Source organism: Micromonospora sp. NPDC048986, from assembly GCF_040649335.1.
GTDB classification, from domain to species: Bacteria; Actinomycetota; Actinomycetes; order Mycobacteriales; family Micromonosporaceae; genus Micromonospora; species Micromonospora alfalfae.
The window spans coordinates 314,304-331,969 of the sequence record NZ_JBEZFJ010000005.1 but is presented as its reverse complement, the minus strand read 5'-3'; the positions used below and the strand labels follow the sequence as shown (position 1 = coordinate 331,969).

16 protein-coding genes and 2 riboswitches are annotated in these 17,666 nt (G+C 70.3%); of the genes, 7 read left to right on the top strand and 9 right to left on the bottom strand.

Translation table 11 applies throughout. The features are described 5' to 3' along the window. Positions 1–40 precede the first annotated feature (40 nt). The gene (locus AB0B94_RS13730; RefSeq protein ID WP_357276411.1) at positions 41–955 is read left to right on the top strand and encodes a MerR family transcriptional regulator; all 915 of its coding nucleotides are present in this window, start codon (positions 41–43) and stop codon (positions 953–955) included. Here the strand turns inward: AB0B94_RS13730 and AB0B94_RS13725 are convergent. Next, positions 952–1,947: a ribonucleotide-diphosphate reductase subunit beta gene (locus AB0B94_RS13725; protein WP_357276774.1), complete on the bottom strand. Its 996-nt coding sequence runs from the start codon at positions 1,945–1,947 to the stop codon at positions 952–954. The genes AB0B94_RS13730 and AB0B94_RS13725 overlap by 4 nt on opposite strands. A gap of 56 nt (positions 1,948–2,003) precedes the next feature. Beyond that, a complete protein-coding gene (locus tag AB0B94_RS13720) occupies positions 2,004–4,322 on the bottom strand; it encodes a ribonucleoside-diphosphate reductase subunit alpha (protein ID WP_357276769.1) in 2,319 nt (772 codons plus the stop codon). A 192-nt stretch (positions 4,323–4,514) separates the two neighbouring features. Continuing rightward, positions 4,515–4,732: riboswitch (cobalamin riboswitch) on the bottom strand. Between the two features lie 431 nt (positions 4,733–5,163). Between AB0B94_RS13720 and AB0B94_RS13715 the strand changes: the two genes are divergently transcribed. Together AB0B94_RS13715 and AB0B94_RS13710 are read left to right on the top strand one after the other, a co-directional pair. Continuing rightward, complete coding sequence (locus AB0B94_RS13715; protein WP_357276405.1) at positions 5,164–6,561, top strand: enolase C-terminal domain-like protein; 1,398 nt, start codon at positions 5,164–5,166, stop codon at positions 6,559–6,561. Between the two features lie 7 nt (positions 6,562–6,568). Then, entirely contained in the window at positions 6,569–7,291 is a 723-nt protein-coding gene (locus AB0B94_RS13710; protein WP_357276400.1) for a FadR/GntR family transcriptional regulator, read from the top strand. Between the two features lie 10 nt (positions 7,292–7,301). Here the strand turns inward: AB0B94_RS13710 and AB0B94_RS13705 are convergent, their stop codons facing one another. From AB0B94_RS13705 to AB0B94_RS13685, 5 genes are all read right to left on the bottom strand, one after another. Next, a complete protein-coding gene (locus AB0B94_RS13705; protein WP_357276395.1) occupies positions 7,302–8,321 on the bottom strand; it encodes an aldo/keto reductase in 1,020 nt (339 codons plus the stop codon). Further along, positions 8,318–9,136, bottom strand: a complete 819-nt coding sequence (locus tag AB0B94_RS13700; protein WP_357276390.1) for an ATP-binding cassette domain-containing protein — start codon at positions 9,134–9,136, stop codon at positions 8,318–8,320. Before AB0B94_RS13700 ends, AB0B94_RS13705 begins: the two co-directional genes overlap by 4 nt. Next, the gene (locus tag AB0B94_RS13695) at positions 9,136–10,191 is read right to left on the bottom strand and encodes an ABC transporter substrate-binding protein (RefSeq protein ID WP_357276386.1); all 1,056 of its coding nucleotides are present in this window, start codon (positions 10,189–10,191) and stop codon (positions 9,136–9,138) included. Before AB0B94_RS13695 ends, AB0B94_RS13700 begins: the two co-directional genes overlap by 1 nt. 40 nt (positions 10,192–10,231) lie before the next feature. Then, a complete protein-coding gene (locus tag AB0B94_RS13690; RefSeq protein WP_091406814.1) occupies positions 10,232–11,239 on the bottom strand; it encodes an ABC transporter permease in 1,008 nt (335 codons plus the stop codon). A gap of 321 nt (positions 11,240–11,560) precedes the next feature. After that, positions 11,561–12,439, bottom strand: a complete 879-nt coding sequence (locus AB0B94_RS13685; protein WP_357276379.1) for an amidohydrolase family protein — start codon at positions 12,437–12,439, stop codon at positions 11,561–11,563. 320 nt (positions 12,440–12,759) lie between these two features. Next, positions 12,760–12,836: riboswitch (cobalamin riboswitch) on the top strand. 58 nt (positions 12,837–12,894) lie between these two features. On the opposite strand from AB0B94_RS13685, the gene AB0B94_RS13680 reads away from it, so the two are divergent. The 3 genes from AB0B94_RS13680 to AB0B94_RS13670 are packed head-to-tail and all read left to right on the top strand — an operon-like array spanning position 12,895 to position 14,452. Then, positions 12,895–13,098 (top strand): CbtB domain-containing protein, encoded by a 204-nt coding sequence (locus AB0B94_RS13680; protein WP_238668435.1) that lies wholly within the window; start codon positions 12,895–12,897, stop codon positions 13,096–13,098. Beyond that, positions 13,089–13,859: a CbtA family protein gene (locus AB0B94_RS13675; protein WP_357276372.1), complete on the top strand. Its 771-nt coding sequence runs from the start codon at positions 13,089–13,091 to the stop codon at positions 13,857–13,859. Before AB0B94_RS13680 ends, AB0B94_RS13675 begins: the two co-directional genes overlap by 10 nt. Further along, positions 13,856–14,452: a histidine phosphatase family protein gene (locus tag AB0B94_RS13670; protein ID WP_357276367.1), complete on the top strand. Its 597-nt coding sequence runs from the start codon at positions 13,856–13,858 to the stop codon at positions 14,450–14,452. Before AB0B94_RS13675 ends, AB0B94_RS13670 begins: the two co-directional genes overlap by 4 nt. 78 nt (positions 14,453–14,530) lie before the next feature. Here the strand turns inward: AB0B94_RS13670 and AB0B94_RS13665 are convergent, their stop codons facing one another. After that, entirely contained in the window at positions 14,531–16,033 is a 1,503-nt protein-coding gene (locus AB0B94_RS13665) for an MFS transporter (protein ID WP_357276360.1), read from the bottom strand. A gap of 234 nt (positions 16,034–16,267) precedes the next feature. Between AB0B94_RS13665 and AB0B94_RS13660 the strand changes: the two genes are divergently transcribed. After that, positions 16,268–16,900 (top strand): TetR family transcriptional regulator, encoded by a 633-nt coding sequence (locus AB0B94_RS13660; RefSeq protein WP_357276351.1) that lies wholly within the window; start codon positions 16,268–16,270, stop codon positions 16,898–16,900. Between the two features lie 69 nt (positions 16,901–16,969). Here the strand turns inward: AB0B94_RS13660 and AB0B94_RS13655 are convergent, their stop codons facing one another. After that, a complete protein-coding gene (locus AB0B94_RS13655; RefSeq protein ID WP_357276347.1) occupies positions 16,970–17,629 on the bottom strand; it encodes a phosphotransferase in 660 nt (219 codons plus the stop codon). Between the last annotated feature and the right edge of the window lie 37 nt (positions 17,630–17,666).

Below are 17,666 nucleotides of genomic sequence, written 5' to 3'. Positions count from 1 at the left end.
CGTTGACCCGTACCCCGGGGTGCGGGTTTAGGGTCGCGGGATGCGGGTGGGTGAGTTGGCACGACGGACCGGAACCACGGTCCGGGCACTGCGGTACTACGAGTCGGCCGGGCTGGTCGTGCCCCGGCGGCTGAGCAACGGTTACCGCGAGTACGACCCGATCGCGGTGCGGCTGGTGGCCCAGATCCGCGAGCTGATGGCGCTCGGCCTCACCGTCGAGGAGACCCGCCCGTTCGTCGAGTCGATCGCCGGTGGCGCCGATGACGCCGACGTGTGCGCGGCGGCGGTGGCCACGTACCGCAGCACCATCGGCAACCTGCAGGAACGGATCGGCAAGTTGACCGCCCAGCGCGACGCGCTGGACGCCCGCCTGGACGCCGCCGCGACCCAGGTCGTACCCGGCAGTCCCGCCGAGGGCGCCGACCCCACCGCGCTGGTCGGCGTCAGGTTGCCACCGCTGTCCTTCTACGGCACCGACGGCCGCCCGGTCGATCTCGGCGCGCTCGGCGCCGGACGCAGCGTCATCTTCGTCTACCCGCTGACCGGACGACCGGGCGTCGACCTGCCCAACGGGCTGCTGGAGATCCACGGCGCGCGCGGCAGCACCGAGCAGGCCGCCTGGTTCCGCGACCACCACGCGGAACTCCGCGCGGCCGGGGCCGCACGGGTCTACGGCCTGTCCGCGCAGTCGACCGGTTACCAGCGGGAACTCGCCCACCGGCTGCGACTGCCCTACCCGCTGATCCCCGACCCGAGGCTGACCCTGGCCGACGCGCTGCGGCTGCCGACCCGCACCGCCGGCGACATGACGCTCTACGAGCGGCTGACCCTGATCGTCGCCGACGGGGCCGTCGAACACGTCTTCCACCCGATCCCGGACCCGGCGTCGCACCCCCTGCACGTGATGCGGTGGCTCACGAAGCGACGCCAGGACCCCGGATCGGTTGCGGCCTAGAAGTCGTCGTCGAAGGCGACGGTGCCGGTCACCCCGACCTGGTACGCCGACACCCGCCGCTCGAAGAAGTTGGACAGCTCCTGCACGTCCTGCAACTCCATGAAGCCGAACGGGTTGCTCGACCCGTAGTGCGCCTCGATGCCGAGCTGGGCGAGCCGGCGGTCGGCGACGTGCTGGAGGTACTCCCGCATGTCGGCCAACGTCAGGCCGGGCACACCATGGCCCAACAGGTCCTCGGCGAACTGCACCTCACACTCGACCGCCTCGGTGAGCATCAGGCGAACCTGGTCGGCGAGGTCGTCGTCGAACAGGTCCGGCTCCTCGGCGCGAACGGTGTCGACGACGTCGAACGCGAACGCCATGTGCATGGACTCGTCGCGGAAGACCCAGTTGGTGCCCGAGGCGAGGCCGTGCAGCAGACCGCGCGAACGCAGGAAGTAGACGTACGCGAACGCGCCGTAGAAGAACAGTCCCTCGATGCAGGCGGCGAAGCAGATCAGGTTGAGCAGGAACGTGCGCCGGTCCTCGCGGGAGCGCAGCTCCCGCAGGTCGTTCAGGGAGTCGATCCACCGGAAGCAGAACTCGGCCTTGCGACGAATCGAGGGGATGTTCTCGATGGCCGCGAAGGCCTCGAAGCGCTCGGTCTCGTCGGGCACGTACGTGTCGAGCAGGTTGAGATAGAACTGGACGTGCACGGCCTCCTCGAACAGCTGGCGGGACAGGTAGAGGCGACCCTCCGGGCTGTTGACGTGCTGGTAGAGGTTGAGCACCAGGTTGTTGGCGACGATCGTGTCACCGGTGGCGAAGAACGCCACCAGGCGGCTGACCAGGTGCCGTTCGGCCGGCGACAGCTTGTCCAGGTCGGCGAGGTCGGCGTGCAGGTCGACCTCCTCGACCGTCCAGGTGTTGCGGATCGCGTCGCGGAACCTGTCGAAGAAGTGCGGGTAGCGCATCGGGCGGAGAGTCAGGTCCATCCCGGGGTCGAGCAGCATGTGCGTGGTCCTCGTGTCGGTGGTGCTGGGGTCGGTGATGGCGGCTTCGACGGTGGTCACTGGCAGGCCTCGCACGACTCGGGGTTCTCCAGCGAGCAGGCCAGCGCCTCCGTGTCGACGACGACCGGCGCGACAGCGCTGACGGTGGCCTGCTGGATCCGCGTCGCGGGGCGCGAGCGCAGGTAGTAGGTGGTCTTCAGCCCGGCCTTCCAGGCGTAGAGGTACATCGAGGAGAGCTTGCCGATCGTCGGCGCGGCCAGGAACAGGTTCAGCGACTGGGACTGGTCGATGAACGGGGCGCGGGCGGCGGCCAGGTCGATCAGCGCCCGCTGCGGCAGCTCCCACGCGGTGCGGAACAGCTCCCGTACGGCGGCCGGCAGCTCGGCGATCTCCTGCACCGACCCCTCCGCCCGTTTGATCGCCGAGCGGATCCGCTCGGTCCACAGACCGCGGGCCTTCAGCTCGCGTACCAGAGCGGTGTTGACCTGGAGGAACTCCCCCGACAGGGTCTCGCGCTTGAACAGGTTGGACACCTGCGGCTCGATGCACTCGTAGCACCCGGCGATCGAGGCGATGGTGGCCGTCGGCGCGACCGCCACCAGCAGCGAGTTGCGCAGCCCGTACGCCTCGACCCGCTCGCGCAACGCGTCCCACCGCGCGGTCTGCGTACCCTCGACACCCCACAGGTCGGGCTGGAGCTGGCCGCGCGCGGCCCGGGTCTGCGGGTACGCCGGATGCGCGCCGAAGTCGCGCGCCAGGTCGGCCGAGGTCTCCAGCGCGGTCAGGTACAGCTCCTCGCTGATCCGGGTGGACAGCTCCCGGGCGGCCGGCGCGTCGAACGGCAGCCGCAGCGCGAAGAAGACGTCCTGTAGGCCCATCAGCCCGAGTCCGACCGGCCGCCAGCGGGGGTTGCTCGCCGCCGCCTGCGCGGTCGGGTAGTAGTTGATGTCGATGACCCGGTCGAGGAAGGTCACCGCGGTGCGCACCGTGGCGCGCAGCCGCTCCCAGTCGATGCCGCCGGCGGTGAGGTGGGCGGCGAGGTTCACCGAGCCGAGGTTGCACACGGCGGTCTCGGTGTCACTGGACACCTCGACGATCTCGGTGCAGAGGTTCGACAGGTGCACCACGTTGCCCGGCTCGGCGGTCTGGTTGCAGAGCCGGTTGGCGGCGTCCTTGAAGGTCATCCAGCCGTTGCCGGTCTGGGCGAGGGTCCGCATCATCTTCCCGTACAGCTCCCGTGCCGGGACCTGCCGCACGTAGAGACCCCGCGCCTCGGCCTGGCGGTACGCGGCGTCGAACCGCTCGCCCCACAGGTCGGGCAGCTCGGGCACCTCGTGCGGGTCGAACAGCGACCACGGCTCGTCGGCCTCGACCCGCCGCATGAACTCGTCCGGGATCCAGTTGGCCAGGTTGAGGTTGTGGGTGCGTCGGGCGTCCTCGCCGGTGTTGTCCCGCAGTTGCAGGAACTCCTCGATGTCCGGGTGCCACGGCTCCAGATAGACGCAGGCCGCGCCCTTGCGTCGGCCACCCTGGTTCACAGCGGCGACGCTCGCGTCCAGCGTGCGCAGCCACGGCACGATGCCGTTGGACTGCCCGTTCGTGCCCCGGATCAGCGCTCCCCGGGAGCGGACCCGGGAGTACGCGATGCCGATGCCACCGGCGAACTTGGACAGGTTGGCGACCTGGGCGTACCGCTGGTAGATCGAGTCCAGCTCGTCGAGCGGGGAGTCGACCAGGTAGCAGGAGGACATCTGGGTGTGCCGGGTGCCGGAGTTGAACAGGGTCGGTGAGCTGGGCAGGTAGGCCAGGCTGGACATCAGCCGGTAGAAGTCGACCGCCTCGTCCGCCGTCCGGGACAGGCCGCAGGCCACCCGCAGCAACCAGTACTGCGGGGTCTCCAGCACCAGTCGGCTGATGGGGTGGCGCAGCAGGTAGCGGTCGTACACGGTGCGCAGGCCGAAGTACTCGAACCGGCGGTCGCCGTCGGGGTCGATGGCGTGGTCGAGGGTCGCGGCGTGTGCGGCGACGAACGCGGCGGTGTCGTCACCGATCAGACCCTCGGCGTGGCCGATCCTGATCGCCGCGCTGAACGAGGTGATGCCCTGTCGACACACCTCCTTGTCGACGTAGCCGGCCAGCAACCGCGCGGCGAGGCGCGAGTACTGCGGCTCCTCACCGATCATCTCGGCGGCGGTCTGGATGGACAGCCGGTCCAGTTCGGCGGTGGTCGCGCCGTCGTAGAGCCCGCTGATGGTGCGGGTGGCCACCCGCATCGGGTCGACGTCGGTCAGGTCGTCGGCCCACCGCTCGATCGCCCGGACGATCTTGTTCACGTCCACGGGTTCGGTGCCGCCGTCGCGCTTGCGGACCTGCATCGGCGTGCGCCGCACTGTCGCGTCGCCGCTGGCCGGGACTACCTCGGTGACTGTCACCACTCGCTCCTCGGAGTTCGAGACCTGGTGGCCCGGACGCGAGGAGACAGACACCGACGGACGCCACGCCAGCCCGGCGTGGGTCAGGTGGCGTCAGCCGTCCCACGCGGCCTCGGACCGCCGCGTCACCCGGATGCGGGTACGCGGCGCGCTGGCAGGTCTTCGGACTCGCGGGCACGACCGGGCTCGCCGGTCTCCTACTGGCCGTCGCTTCCCAGGCCGATTGGTGGCCCAGTGCTGATGACGGCGGTCGTTCCCACTCACCGCTGCGGGACAGTCCCGGATTTCCACCGGGTTCCCTGTTGCCTCGACCGCCCCGGATGAGCGGCCGAACCAGCTGCGCTCGACACCATATATAGGGACGCAGCCGTTGTCACACCCCACATGTCGGTCTCGGGCGTGTCGGTGGCCGACTCGGTGACCACCGTCACCACCCCGGCCGACAACATCCCGTCGACCGACGCCAGGCACCGGGGACGGGGCCCTGCGCGCCGGTGTCGACAGTCGACAGGGATGTGGCGTATCGAGGCCACGGTGCCGCAGACCGGACCCATATGCCACTGTCAATGCCTTGGGGTGGGGCGAACGCCCGATCTTCACGGGCTCGCCACCCCGCCACCTTCGCCCGTCAACGGGCACGATGGACAGTGAGGCGGATCGACCCGGCGAGGCAAACATCATACGTCTGCGGCCCCACGGTGATCGACATCGTTGACGTGCTGGAGCGCCGCTCCGTATACTCCCTGTGATCATCTGATCTTTAGCCTAGCCGGGCGAGGAACGCATGCCGCAGATCACTGCCGTCACCGTCGAAGACGTCCGCTTCCCCACCTCCCTGACCGCTGACGGGTCAGACGCCATGAACAAGGACGGCGACTATTCGGCGGCCTACGTCGTCCTGCACACCGACGGCGTCGACGGCGTGGGCGCGCCACTGGCGGGGCACGGCCTGACGTTCACCATCGGTCGAGGCAACGACATCGTCGCGGCGGCGGCAGTCCACCAGGCACAGCTTCTGGTGGGCCTGGACGTGGGGACGATGGCAGCGGACATGGGCGCGGTCTACCGCCTCCTCACCTCCGACTCGCAACTGCGTTGGCTCGGGCCGGAGAAGGGTGTCGTCCACCTGTCCCTGGCGGCCGTGTTGAACGCGTCGTGGGACCTGGTCGCCCGGGTCGCCGACAAGCCGCTGTGGCGGCTGCTCGTCGACATGTCCCCCGAGCAACTCGTCGACATCGCGGACCTGCGCTACCTGTCCGACGCGCTGACCCGGGACGAGGCACTGGCCATCCTGCGGGCCAAGGAGGGCACGAAGGCGGCCCGCCTCGCCGAGCTCGACCGGACCGGCTACCCCGCCTACACCACCTCGGCGGGTTGGCTCGGCTACGGCGACGACAAGCTGCGCCGGCTGTGCCAGGAGGCGGTGGACACCGGCTACGGCTACGTCAAGCTCAAGGTGGGCGCCAACCTCGACGACGACATCAGGCGATGCGCGATCGCGAGGGAGATCCTCGGGCCGGATCGCAACCTGATGATCGACGCCAACCAGGTGTGGGACGTCGGTCAGGCCATCGACTGGGTCACCGCCCTCGCCCAGTTCAAACCACTGTGGATCGAGGAGCCGACCAGCCCCGACGACATCCTGGGCCACGCGGCCGTCCGCCGCGCCGTCGCTCCGATCGGCGTCGCCACCGGCGAACACTGCCACAACCGGGTGATGTTCAAGCAGCTGTTCCAGGCCGAGGCCATCGACTTCTGCCAACTGGACACCGGCCGGTTGGCCAGCATCAACGAGATCGTCGCCGTGCTGCTGCTCGCCGCGAAGTTCGACGTCCCGGTGTGCCCGCACGCCGGCGGTGTCGGGCTGTGCGAGATGGTCCAGCACGTGTCGGTGCTCGACTACGTCGCGATCTCGGGGGACCTCACCAACCGGGTCACCGAGTTCGTCGACCACCTGCACGAGCACTTCACCGATCCCTGCATCATCCGGGACACCGGCACGGGCAGCGGATACGTCCTTCCCAGCCAGCCCGGCTACTCCACCCGGATGCGTCAGGAGTCGGTGGCGCTCTACCGCTTTCCCGACGGCCACTACTGGGCGGCGACAGACCCGACTACCGTGTCATCTCCGGAGGCGGCGTACGTGATCGCGGGTGGGAAGGCCACCCCCACCGGCCGTTAGGGGGATCATGTCTCGCACTGACGAAGTGGTCAACGGCATCAAGCGGATGATCCTCGAAGGGCAGTTCAGGCCCGGGGACCGGTTGCCCATCGAGAAGGACCTCGCCGAGCAGCTCGGAGTATCGCGGGGGTCCCTGCGCGAGGGCATGTCGGCCCTGTCGATCCTGGGCATCGTCAACATCCGCCAGGGCGACGGCACCTACGTCACCAACCTCGACGCGCCACAACTGCTGGCCCCGATGGGTTTCGTCGTGGACTTCCAGGGCCAGGGCGACCCCCGGCACATCCACACCGTTCGCCGGCTGCTGGAGTGCGAGGCCGCCTGCCTGGCGGCGACCAGGATCACCGACGAGGCCCTGGCCCAGGCGGGTGACCTGCTCGAAGAGGCAGCCCGGTTGATCGGCCAGTCACCGCCGGACCACGAGCGGATCATGGAGATCGACATCGCCTTCCACCGGATCATCGCGGTGCACGCCGAGAACCCGGTGCTCGTCGGCCTGATCGAAGCCTTCGCCGGGCGCACCATCCGGGGCCGGCTCTGGCGGAGTCTGCACGAAGAGGGCGCGGACCTGCGCACCCACCACGAACACGTGGCGATCCTGAAGGCCCTCGTGGCGCGCGACCCGGAGCGGGCCCGCACCCGGATGGCGAACCACCTCATCGGTGTGGAGGAGTCGTTGCAGGGGTTACCCGAGGACGCTGACGCCGGCGTCGAGACGGCCCGGTCGTAACCGCCGACCCTCACGACTGCACGTCGAGCAGCCCCTCGTCGTACAACGCCGTCCAGAGCTGATCCGGGACGTCGACACGAGTTCGACGCAGGGTCTCGGTCACCTGGGCCTCGTCACGCATGCCGACGACCGTCGAGACCACGGCCGGGTGACGACGGACGAACGCCAACGCCGCCTGGGGCAGCGTGACGCCGTACATCCGGCAGACCCGCGCTATCCGGCGGGCCTGATCGATCACCTCCGCCGGCGCCTGCTGGTAGTCGTAGACGGCGTCGGACGGCGGAACGTCCCGGGCCAGCAGCCCGGAGTTGTAGACACCGGCGACCACCACACCGACGTGGCGGGCCTGCGCGACGGGTAGCAGGTCGGTCAGCGCGCCCTGCTCCAGCAGTGTGTACCGGCCGGCGCACATCACCACGTCCACGTCGGTCTCCGCCACGAAGCGGGCCAGCATCGCGGACTGGTTCATCCCCGCCCCGACGGCGCCGATCACGCCCTGTTCCCGCAGCTCCACCAACGCCGGGATCGCCTCGCGCGCGGCCTGCTCCCAATGCTCGTCCGGATCGTGCAGGTACACCACGTCGATCCGGTCCAGGCCGGTGCGCCGAAGGCTCGCCTCCAGCGAACGGCGTACGCCGTCGCGGCTGAAGTCCCAGACCCGGCGATGGTCGGCGGGAACGTCGAACCCCTCCGGATCCCGCCGGTGTGCCGTCTCCGGTGACGGCACGAGCAGCCGGCCGACCTTCGTCGACACCACGTACTCGCCGCGCGGACGGGAGCGCAGGGCCCCGCCCAGGCGCCGTTCGGACAGGCCCAGCCCGTAGTGCGGCGCCGTGTCGAAGTATCGGATGCCGCCTGCCCACGCGGTGTCCACGGCGGCGGCGAACTGCTCCTCCGACGTCGCCCGGTAGAGATTGCCGCCCTGGGAGGCGCCGAAACCCAGTGGGCTCAGCCGCAGCGGTGGCCCAACGCCGCTGCGGGCCGCCGAACGGGCGGGGTCGCGCGCACCCCGCTGGACGACAGCGGTCACCGCTCGTCCCGGTCCACGTTGGTGCTGCCGGTCATCGCCGCGACCAGATCGTCGGTGGTGACCTCGTCGGCGCGGAGTTGGGCAGCGCGCCGACCGAGGCGCAGGACCTCGACCCGGTCGGCGATCTCGAGCACCTGCGGCATGTTGTGGCTCACCAGCACCACCGACATGCCGGCGTCACGGGCCCGCCGCACGACGTCGAGCACCCGCCCGGTCTGGACCACCCCCAGGGCTGCGGTGGGCTCGTCGAGGATGACCACGTTGGTCGCCCAGATGATGGCGCGGGCCACCGCCACGCACTGCCGCTGCCCGCCGGAGAGCATCGCGATCGGGGTGGTGACCCGGGGGATCCGTACGCCGAGTTCGTCGAGGGCGGCGGCGGCGCCCTGGCGCATGGCGCGCTTGTCCAAGAGCCCGAGCCGGCCGAGTGGCCCGGAGCGGAGGATCTCCCGGCCGAGATACAGGTTGGCGGCCACGCTGAGGTCGTCGGCGACGGCGAGATCCTGGTAGACCGTCTCCACCCCGGCCCGTCGGGCATCGACCGGAGTGGAGAACTGGACCGGGCGGCCGCCCACCCGGATCTCACCCTCGTCGGGCGGGTGCACACCGGACAGGGTTTTGATCAGGGTGCTCTTGCCGGCGCCGTTGTCACCGATCAGCGCGACGACCTCACCTCGGCGGACCGTGAAGTCGGCGCCACGCAACGCCTCGACGTGCCCGAACCGCTTGACGACGCCGCGGGCTTCGAGGACCGGCGGCTCCGCGTCGGTGGGTTGCGGGTCGCTGGTCGCGGTGGCCGTGGGGTTCACGCCCATCACTGCACCGGCGGGTTGGCGCAGCTGGGCTCGAGCACCGCCTTGATCTCCGCCGAGTCGATGTTCTCCTTGGTGACGAACGTGACGCCGGTGTCGGCCGACGCCAGTGGCGCCTTGTCCCGGAGGTGCTTGACCATCTTGTCGACGCCGAAGTAGCCCATCTTGAACGGGTTCTGCACGACCAGCGCCGAGATCTGGCCATTGCGTACCCCGGCGATCTCGTCCGGGGCGGCGTCCCAGCCGATGATGACCACCTTGCCGGACTTGCCCGCGGCCTGGATGGCCTGCGCGGCACCGAGCACGCTCGGCTCGTTGGCCGCGAAGACACCCTTCAGGTTGGGGTTGGCGGTGAGGATGTTCTCGGTGACCCGTCGCGCCTCGTTGACGTCGCTCTTGCTCGGCTGCTGGCCGACCAGCTTCAGGTTGGGGTACTGGGCCAGGCCGGCCTTGAAGCCGTCGACCCGCTCGGTGTTGGTCTGCGATCCGGGCTGGAACTCGACCAGCGCCACCTCGTGGTTGCCGGGGCCGAGTTCGGTGGCGAGCAGCTTCGCCGCCTCGGTCGCCGACGCCCGGTTGTCGGTGGCGAAGAGGGGCACGTTCGACGGCTGCGGGCTGGTGCCAGAGTCGATCATGGCGACCGGGATGTTGGCGCTGAGCGCCTTGTCGGTGGCCGGCGCCAGCGCGCTGGAGTCGGTCGCCGCGTAGACGATGCCGTCGACCTTCTTGGTGACGAAGTTCTGGATCAGGTTGACCTGGCCCTCGACGTCGGTCTCGGTGGTCACCCCGTCCCACTGGACGGTGACGTCCCCCGCGCGCTGCGCGGCGCACTCCGCGCCCGCCTTGACCGTGTTCCAGTAGTCGGCCCCGACCGCCTTCGGCACGACGGCGAGCTTCAACGGGCCGCTCGCGTCAGTGGTCGCGCCGTCGCCGCCGCCGTCGCGGACCTCGACCCCGCCGCAGGCGCTGAGCAGGGCGGTCGCCGCCGCGGCGGCCAGGATCGCCTGCGCGCGCAGGAGTCGGCCTCGCGTCCGCCGGCTGGTGGTGGTGTGTGCCATGGTGTGTGTCCTTCCTCGTTCGGACTCTCGGAATGGCATGTCAACCCCGTGATTCCAGCCGCCGGCGGCGGTACTGGTCGAAGTAGACGGCGGCCCAGATGATCACGCCGACGATCACCTGCTGGTAGTGGATACTGATGTCGAGCAGGACGGCGCCGTTGCGGACCAGGGCGATGAGGAACGCGCCGATGATGGTTCCGACGATCCGGCCCTGCCCGCCGAACAGGCTGGCTCCGCCGATGACCGCGGCGGCGATGACGTCGAGCTCCAGCGAGATGCCGTAGTTGGGCTGACCGGAGTTGACCCGGGAGGCGGCGATCATGCCGCCCAGCCCGACCAGCACGCCGGCCAGCACGTACACCCCGGTCAGGTGCCGCCCGACCCGGATGCCGGAGCGGCGGGCCGCCTCCAGATTGGAGCCCATCGCGTAGGTGTACTGACCGAAGCGGGTCTGGGAGAGCAGGAAGGCGACCCCGACGGCGACCAGGACGGTGATCACCACGGCGAACGGAATGCCGAGGATCTGCCCGTTGCCGAGCAGTTGGAAGGACCGGGGCAGGCCGTAGACGCCGACCGCTCCGGTGATGATGAAGACCAGGCCGCGGCCCACTGACATCGTCCCCAACGTCGCGATGAACGGCGGAATCCGGGCCACAGTGACCAGCAGCCCGTTCAACAGCCCGGCCAGCGCGCCGACGCCGATCGCGACCGCCGTCGCCGCCCAGAGCGAGAAGCCGAGGTCGCGCACGACCATCGCGCCCAGCACGCCGGCGAGCGCGGCGACCGACCCCACCGACAGGTCGATGCCCTTCGTGATGATGACCATCGTCTGGGCCGTGGCGATGATGGCGATCACCGCCGTCTGGGCCCCGATGTTGAAGAGGTTGTCCGCCGTCAGGAAGTAGGGACTCGCGAAGGTCAAGGCGATGAACAGGACGACCAGTGCGGTCGCGGCGGTGAACTCGGAGACGGCGTGGGAGATCCGTTCCCGGAACCAGTCGCTGAGTTCGCCGCGCTGCGTGCCGGCGGTTGCCTCGGCGCTACTCATCGTCGGACCTGACCTCCCCAAGCGTGGCGTCGGCGTCCGGCGGGGACCCGCCGACGAGCCGAACGCCTGTGAGCGACCGATCCCGTCCGGACGGCGGTGCGGCTAGGTGCCCGCACATCCGCTGGAGATAGGTCGGATGTTTCCCACGATCAGGCGTTACCTTGCCACGCATTCACGTATGTTGCCAAGGTCTTGCGGGCATGTTTTGCCATCGTTACCTGCGCCACCGAAGGCATACGTCCGACCAAATCGACATCGACTGCCACCGCAAGCATGTTATCGATAACACACTATGTCCCCAGCTCGGACGACGCTGCCGTCTCAGGATGGGGCCAGCCGGTAGACCCGGCCGGCGGTCCCGCGCCAGATCGCGGCCCGCTCGTCGTCGGACAGCGCATCCAGCAGGTCACCCAGGGCGGCGACCCAGCCCGTGTAAGAAGTGGCGAGCAGGCACACCGGCCAGTCCGAGCCGAACATCAGCCGATCCGGCCCGAACACGTCGAGGGCGTGCTCGACCGCGGGCCGCAGGTGAGCTGTCGTCCAGGACCCCCCGTCCACCTCGGTCACCAGACCGGAGAGCTTCGCCGTCGTGTTGGGCTCGGCCGCGAGCGCCCGCAGGTCGCGCTGCCAGTCAGCGAGATCGGCGCGCCCGAGCGGGGGCTTGCCGAGGTGGTCCAGGACGAACCGCACCTGGGGCAGGTCGCGGACGAGCCGAGCCGCCGCCGGTAGCTGACGAGGGCCCACCAGAAGGTCGAAGGCGAGGCCGGCGGCACCGACCGTGGCGATGCCGTGCCGCACGTCGGGACGGTCGAGATAGGTCGGGTCGGGTTCGGACTGGACCAGGTGCCGGATGCCAACCAGCCGTTCGCCGCCGCGCGCTCTCCGTAGTCGGGCCAGGCGGCGGTCGACATCGGCGGCGGTGAGGTCGACCCAGCCGACCACCCCGCCGACGAGCGGGTCGTCGGCCGCGATGCCGAGCAGCTCGGGCGTCTCGGACCGAACGGCGACGGACTGGACGACAACGGTCTGGGTGACACCGGCGGCCCGGGTCGCCGGGGCGAGCTCGACCGGCGTGAAGTCGTCGTCGATCGCGGCCATTGTGTACGGATCGACCCAGGGCTGTGGGTGCCGTGCCCGGACCCAGAGGTGATGGTGCGCGTCGACGATGCCCGGTCGGCGCGCGACCTCGCCGGTCGTCACCGGACTCGTCCTGGCGCGTTCTCGTCCACCCCACACCCCGCCCAGCCGCTGATCGAGCCCTCCGGGTCAGCCCGGAGCCACAGAGTCGATCTGGCAGGTTGACCATGTTAGCGGTAACAGACAGTTGTTGAGTACCGGAACGCGCCCCACCACCGCCTTGGGGCAGTGTCGCCTTTTGGTCTGACGAATCCGCCGGCAACTGCGGCTGGTCCTCCTCGCTGACGTCCCGGTATGCGGACACCGGACGGGCGAGCGAAGTTCGGGTTGACCCGGCTGCGGCGGCACCGATACCGTCGACCCACTATCTGCGGCGACGCGAGGGAAGCCGGTGTGATTCCGGCGCGGTCGCGCCACTGTGAGCGGTTCCCACCCAACCGGGGGCCGCGAGCCAGGACGCTCGGTCGTCCGCAGCCTTGCGATGGGGACGCGTCATCCCTGGGGAGGTTCGTGTATTCATGTCAAGCTCCGCTTCCAGCCAGCCGGTGGTGCACCCCGTTGGCAGCGCTCGTCTGCTGTGGACGGTTCTCGCGACCGTTGCCGTGCTCACCCTCCTGGCGTACCTCGTCGCCTTCGACCAGGGGGCGGTGTCGCGCAGCGGGATGTACCTGCACGAGCTGATGCACGACGGCAGGCACCTGCTGGGCGTCCCGTGCCACTGAACACCACCACCACTCCCCCGTTCGTCGCCGTCCTCGTTCGCGGGCTGCTGGCCGGCCTGATCGCCGGCCTGCTCGCCGGAGTGTTCGCGTACGTGGCTGGCGAACCGCACGTCGAGGCGGCCATCGCCATCGAGGAGGCGTCGACGCACGCCGAGCCCGCCGCTGGCGCCCACGACCACGAGGACGCCCTGGTCGGCCGGACGGGTCAGCGCGGCGGTCTGTTCCTGGCCACCGGCCTGTTCGGGGCCGCGATGGGTGGCCTGCTGGCCACGGCGTACGTCCTGCTGTCCCGGCGGCGGCGCGGCGACGACGACGGGCGGTCGGGTCTGCTGCTGGCCGGCGCGGCGCTGCTCGGCGCGGTGATCGTGCCGTTCCTCAAGTACCCGGCGAACCCGCCGGCGGTCGGCGACCCGGCCACCATCAACCAACGGACGGTCACCTACCTGTTGATGGTGGTGCTCGGGCTGGTGGCCGTGTGGGCCGGTTCGCTGGGCTACCGGTCGGTCGGCGCCCAGGCACCGACGTGGCTGCGTGCCGCTGCGGCCGTGGGCGGGTTCCTGCTGGTAACGGCAGTGTCGTACGTGGTGATGCCGTCCTTCCAGGAGGTTCCGGCGGACTTCCCGGCGACCCTGCTGTGGAATTTCCGACTGGCCTCGCTCGGCACCCAGGTCGTGCTCTGGACCGGCATCGGCCTGCTGTTCGCGGCCCTGATGCACCAGGAGCGGCGTCGCCGGGCCGGCACCGCACTGCCGAGCACGTGACCGGCACCAGCCTTCGGCTGGTCGCGCACGGTCACACCGCCGCGCTGCGCCGTGCCCGCTTCGGCGGCGCCGACGTCGGGCTGGACGAGGGTGGCCTGCGCGCCGCACTCGCCCAGGCCCGCTCGGGTGCAGACCGGCGCGGGGCCCTCGGCATGAACGCCACGTGCCTGGCCAGCCCCGCGGTGGCCGCCCGACAGACCGCCGACGCCTTCGGCCTGGTGCCGACGATCGAGACCGCGTTGGCCGACTGTGACTACGGGAACTGGTCCGGGCGGTCGCTTGAGGAGATCGCTGAATCGCAGCCGCAGGCGCTGCACGACTGGCTGTCCGCCCCGGACTCCGCCCCGCACGGCGGTGAGTCCGTCACGGCCGTGCGGGACCGGGTCGGCAGCTGGCTGGACGAGCAGCACGCAGCCGGCGGACGAGTCATCGCTGTCACCCACCCACTGGTGATCCGGGTCGCTGTGGTGCACGCCCTCGGACTCCCGGTGGCGACGTACCGGCAGGTGGACGTGGAGCCGTTGGCTGTCGTCCGGCTCACCAGCCAGGGCACGCGCTGGCAGCTCCGGCTCGGTGCGCCGCGAGCAGCCTGAGATCGCACCAGACGGCGCAGGCCGCACCCACCAGAGTGGACACGGCCTGCGCTCGCTCGGCGACTGTCAGCCGCCTGCTCAGTGGTGCCGGTGGGGCAGGTGCAGCTCGACCGGCTCGGGCGGAAGGTCGTCAACGCCGGCGGCGACCGCCTGTTCGTGACGGCGACGCGCCGAGGGCAGGGCGAGTGCCGCGAAGACGGCCAGCACCGCGACGCCCGCGCACACCCAGAACCCGGCGGTGAACGCCACGTCGGTGGGCAGCCCCGTGGGGGTGCTGTTCGAGGTGATGACCGCTGCCACGACCGCCGCGCCGATGCTGCTGCCGATGGTGCGGGCGATGGTGTTGACGCCGCTCGCCTCTCCGGTCTGCCCGGCCGGGACGCTCTCGATGATGGCGTTGGACATCGCCGCGAACGCCAGGCCGATGCCGGCGCCGGTGAGCACCCCGGAGAGCAGCACCTGCCAGGTCGCGCCGTGCGCGAACGCCGGAAGCGCGAACGCGACGACGACAGCGACAGTGCCGAGGAACATCGGAACCTTGGGACCGAAGCGACGGTCCAGCAGGCCCGCGAGGGGACCGAAGACCACCATCATCAGGACGGTGGGCAGCAGGAACAGGCCCGCCTGGGACACCGTCTTGCCGAACCCGTACCCGGTGGCGGCGGGAAGTTGCAGCAGGGTCGGTACCAGCACGAATGTCCCGAACATCGCGAAACCGAGGATCAGGGCGACGAGGTCGGTGGCCCAGACACCGCGAATTCGCATCAGGCGCATGTCGATGAGCGGCTCGCGTACCCGTAGCTCGACCCGGACGAACACCACCATCGCCACCACGCCGAGCAGGAACAGGCCGATGGTCTTCGGCTCGGTCCAGCCCCAGCCCTGCCCCTTGCTCACGGCCAGCAGCAGCGAGACCAGCGAAACCGACAGGATGGTCGCGCCGAGCATGTCGAGCCGTCCGGGCGTGCGGACCCGCGACTCGGGCATCCCGAAGATGGTCCCGAGCAGCGCGACGACGACGAGGACCAGCGGCAGCCAGAACAGCCAGTGCCACGACAGGTGCTCCACGATCGGGCCCGCGGCCACGATACCGACGCCGGCGCCGACCCCGAAGATCGCCGACAGCAGGCCGACCGTGACGCCGACCTTCTCCCGCGGCAGTTGGTCGCGGACGATGCCGATCGACAGCGGCAGGATCGCTCCGGCGGCTCCCTGTAGCGCCCGCGCGACGATCAGCACGGTCAGGTTGGGGGCCAGGGCGGCGAGCAGTGTGCCAGCGGCGAGGGCCGCGAGGACGCCGATGAGGACGCGACGCTTGCCGACCATGTCACCGAGACGTCCGAGAATGGGCGTCAGCACCGAGGCTGCCAACAGGTACGCCGTGAGCACCCAACTGATGTCTCCGGTCGAGACGCCCAGGTCCCTTCCGATGGTCGACAGCGCGGGCGCCACCAGCGACTGGAGCACCGCGAACGCCAGGCCGCCCAGCGACAGGTACAGCACCAGGAGGGTGCTGTTGGCGCGCGGGGTGTCGCCGGACGCGGAGCCGAGGTCTGTCGGCTCCTCGATCGTGTGGGTCATGAAATCCCCGAACTAGATGTAAACGTTTGCTGACTTAGCCAGTATGCGCAGCCGGAAGAACATGTCAACAGTCGTTTACGTCACCCCCGGCCGGGCTGGAGCTTGCGCCCGCCGACAAGTCAACATATGTTTACTTGTGGCTTGAGGGGCACCACTGTCGCCCCGCAACGTCCCGGCCGCCGGCCTGAACGCCGACACCACCGCCACCGCGCCAGAGCGAAGGAAGGACGCGTCGTGACAGCCGAACCGCCTGTCCCCGCGACCGGTAACACCCACGGCGAACCGGCCCAGCGTCGCCGTCGGGACGCGGCCGAGACGCGACAACTGCTGCTCGACGCCGCCCGCCAGCGCTTCGCCAGGGACGGCTACGCGGCCACCACGGTCCGGGACATCGCCGACGACGCCGGCGTCAACGTGGCGCTGATCAGCCGCTACTTCACCTCGAAGGAGGGCCTGTTCGAGGCGTGCCTGCGAGCCGCGGGCGACGAACTGCGCCGAACGACAGGTCAGACGCCGTCCGACCGGGTGCCCGAGGCCATCGCCGGGCACATCGCCGACCTCGGCGCGGCCGGCCTGTCGAGCCAACTGTCACTGCTGTTGCGTTCATCCGGGGACGCGGTGGCCGACGAGATCCGACGCGGCGTCCTGATCCGTTCCAGCGAACAACTGGCGGCGGCTCGCGGATGGCGTCCCGGCGAAGCGGGCAGCGAACAGCTTCTGCTCCGCGCCCAGATGGTCCTCGCCGCCGGCATCGGCGTCGCGGTGCTGCGATCGTCGATCCGGCTGGAACCGCTGAGTTCTGCCACCGAACAGGACCTGGTCGGGCCGCTGCGCGACCTGGTCGACGCGCTACTGCCGCCTTCTTGAGCCCGGCCGAGAGCCGGACCCCGAGACCCGGCGAACGCCGCTCGGGGCCGCCAGCGCCACCACGGCCGGTCAGCCGCCGCGGGTGTGGACCAGGGCGGCGGCGCGACCCACCGCGGACTTCTCGACGGCGGACAGCGCGGGGTCGACCCGGCGCAGGCCCACGGCATGCCGTAGTTGACTGGCCCGGGGCGGCTCGGCACGCCGCTGAAAGGCATTGAGGCCGTTCCGGGCAAGATCAGCGAGCTGCGGGTCCGGGCTGACCGCCACCTCGGCGAGGATGAGAGCGGTCATGGCCACGTCCAGATCGGCCGGCCCCTCGCTCGCGTTACGCCAATCGATGACCACCGGCCCGCGCGAGGTCACCATGACGTTCTGTGGATGCAGGTCGAGGTGCAGGACGCGCACCGTGGGGTCGGCACTGAACCGGGCCGGCACTGCGTGGAGGCGGTCGTGCAGGCCCACAAGGAGCTCGGCCGCCGCGCCGATGCCGGTGCGCCCGGCGAGCATCGACGCCAGGAGAGTCTCGCCGTCGAGTCGTTCGAGCACCAGGTCGGGCCCCTGGGCGTCGTGCACCACTGGCACCGGGTAGCCGGCCGCCGCGACGTACGCCATCAACGCCGCCTCGGGCGTGCTGTCCCCGCCCTGGCGGTAGCGGCGCAGCACCCGCGACCCGTCGAGCGCGTAGACGTCGGCGTCGCGCCCCGACGCGAGCAGCGCGTGATCGGCCATGGCGGACGACGCTAACAGTGGGGTGCGCGACACGCGC

Coding starts and splice junctions, on each gene's coding strand:
- AB0B94_RS13680 (WP_238668435.1), top strand. CDS start 12,895: ATGTCAAGCTCCGCTTCCAGCCAGCCGGTGGTGCACCCCGTTGGCAGC.
- AB0B94_RS13715 (WP_357276405.1), top strand. CDS start 5,164: ATGCCGCAGATCACTGCCGTCACCGTCGAAGACGTCCGCTTCCCCACC.
- AB0B94_RS13690 (WP_091406814.1), bottom strand. CDS start 11,239: ATGAGTAGCGCCGAGGCAACCGCCGGCACGCAGCGCGGCGAACTCAGC.
- AB0B94_RS13695 (WP_357276386.1), bottom strand. CDS start 10,191: ATGGCACACACCACCACCAGCCGGCGGACGCGAGGCCGACTCCTGCGC.
- AB0B94_RS13710 (WP_357276400.1), top strand. CDS start 6,569: ATGTCTCGCACTGACGAAGTGGTCAACGGCATCAAGCGGATGATCCTC.
- AB0B94_RS13720 (WP_357276769.1), bottom strand. CDS start 4,322: ATGCAGGTCCGCAAGCGCGACGGCGGCACCGAACCCGTGGACGTGAAC.
- AB0B94_RS13665 (WP_357276360.1), bottom strand. CDS start 16,033: ATGACCCACACGATCGAGGAGCCGACAGACCTCGGCTCCGCGTCCGGC.
- AB0B94_RS13730 (WP_357276411.1), top strand. CDS start 41: ATGCGGGTGGGTGAGTTGGCACGACGGACCGGAACCACGGTCCGGGCA.
- AB0B94_RS13725 (WP_357276774.1), bottom strand. CDS start 1,947: ATGCTGCTCGACCCCGGGATGGACCTGACTCTCCGCCCGATGCGCTAC.
- AB0B94_RS13700 (WP_357276390.1), bottom strand. CDS start 9,136: ATGGGCGTGAACCCCACGGCCACCGCGACCAGCGACCCGCAACCCACC.
- AB0B94_RS13655 (WP_357276347.1), bottom strand. CDS start 17,629: ATGGCCGATCACGCGCTGCTCGCGTCGGGGCGCGACGCCGACGTCTAC.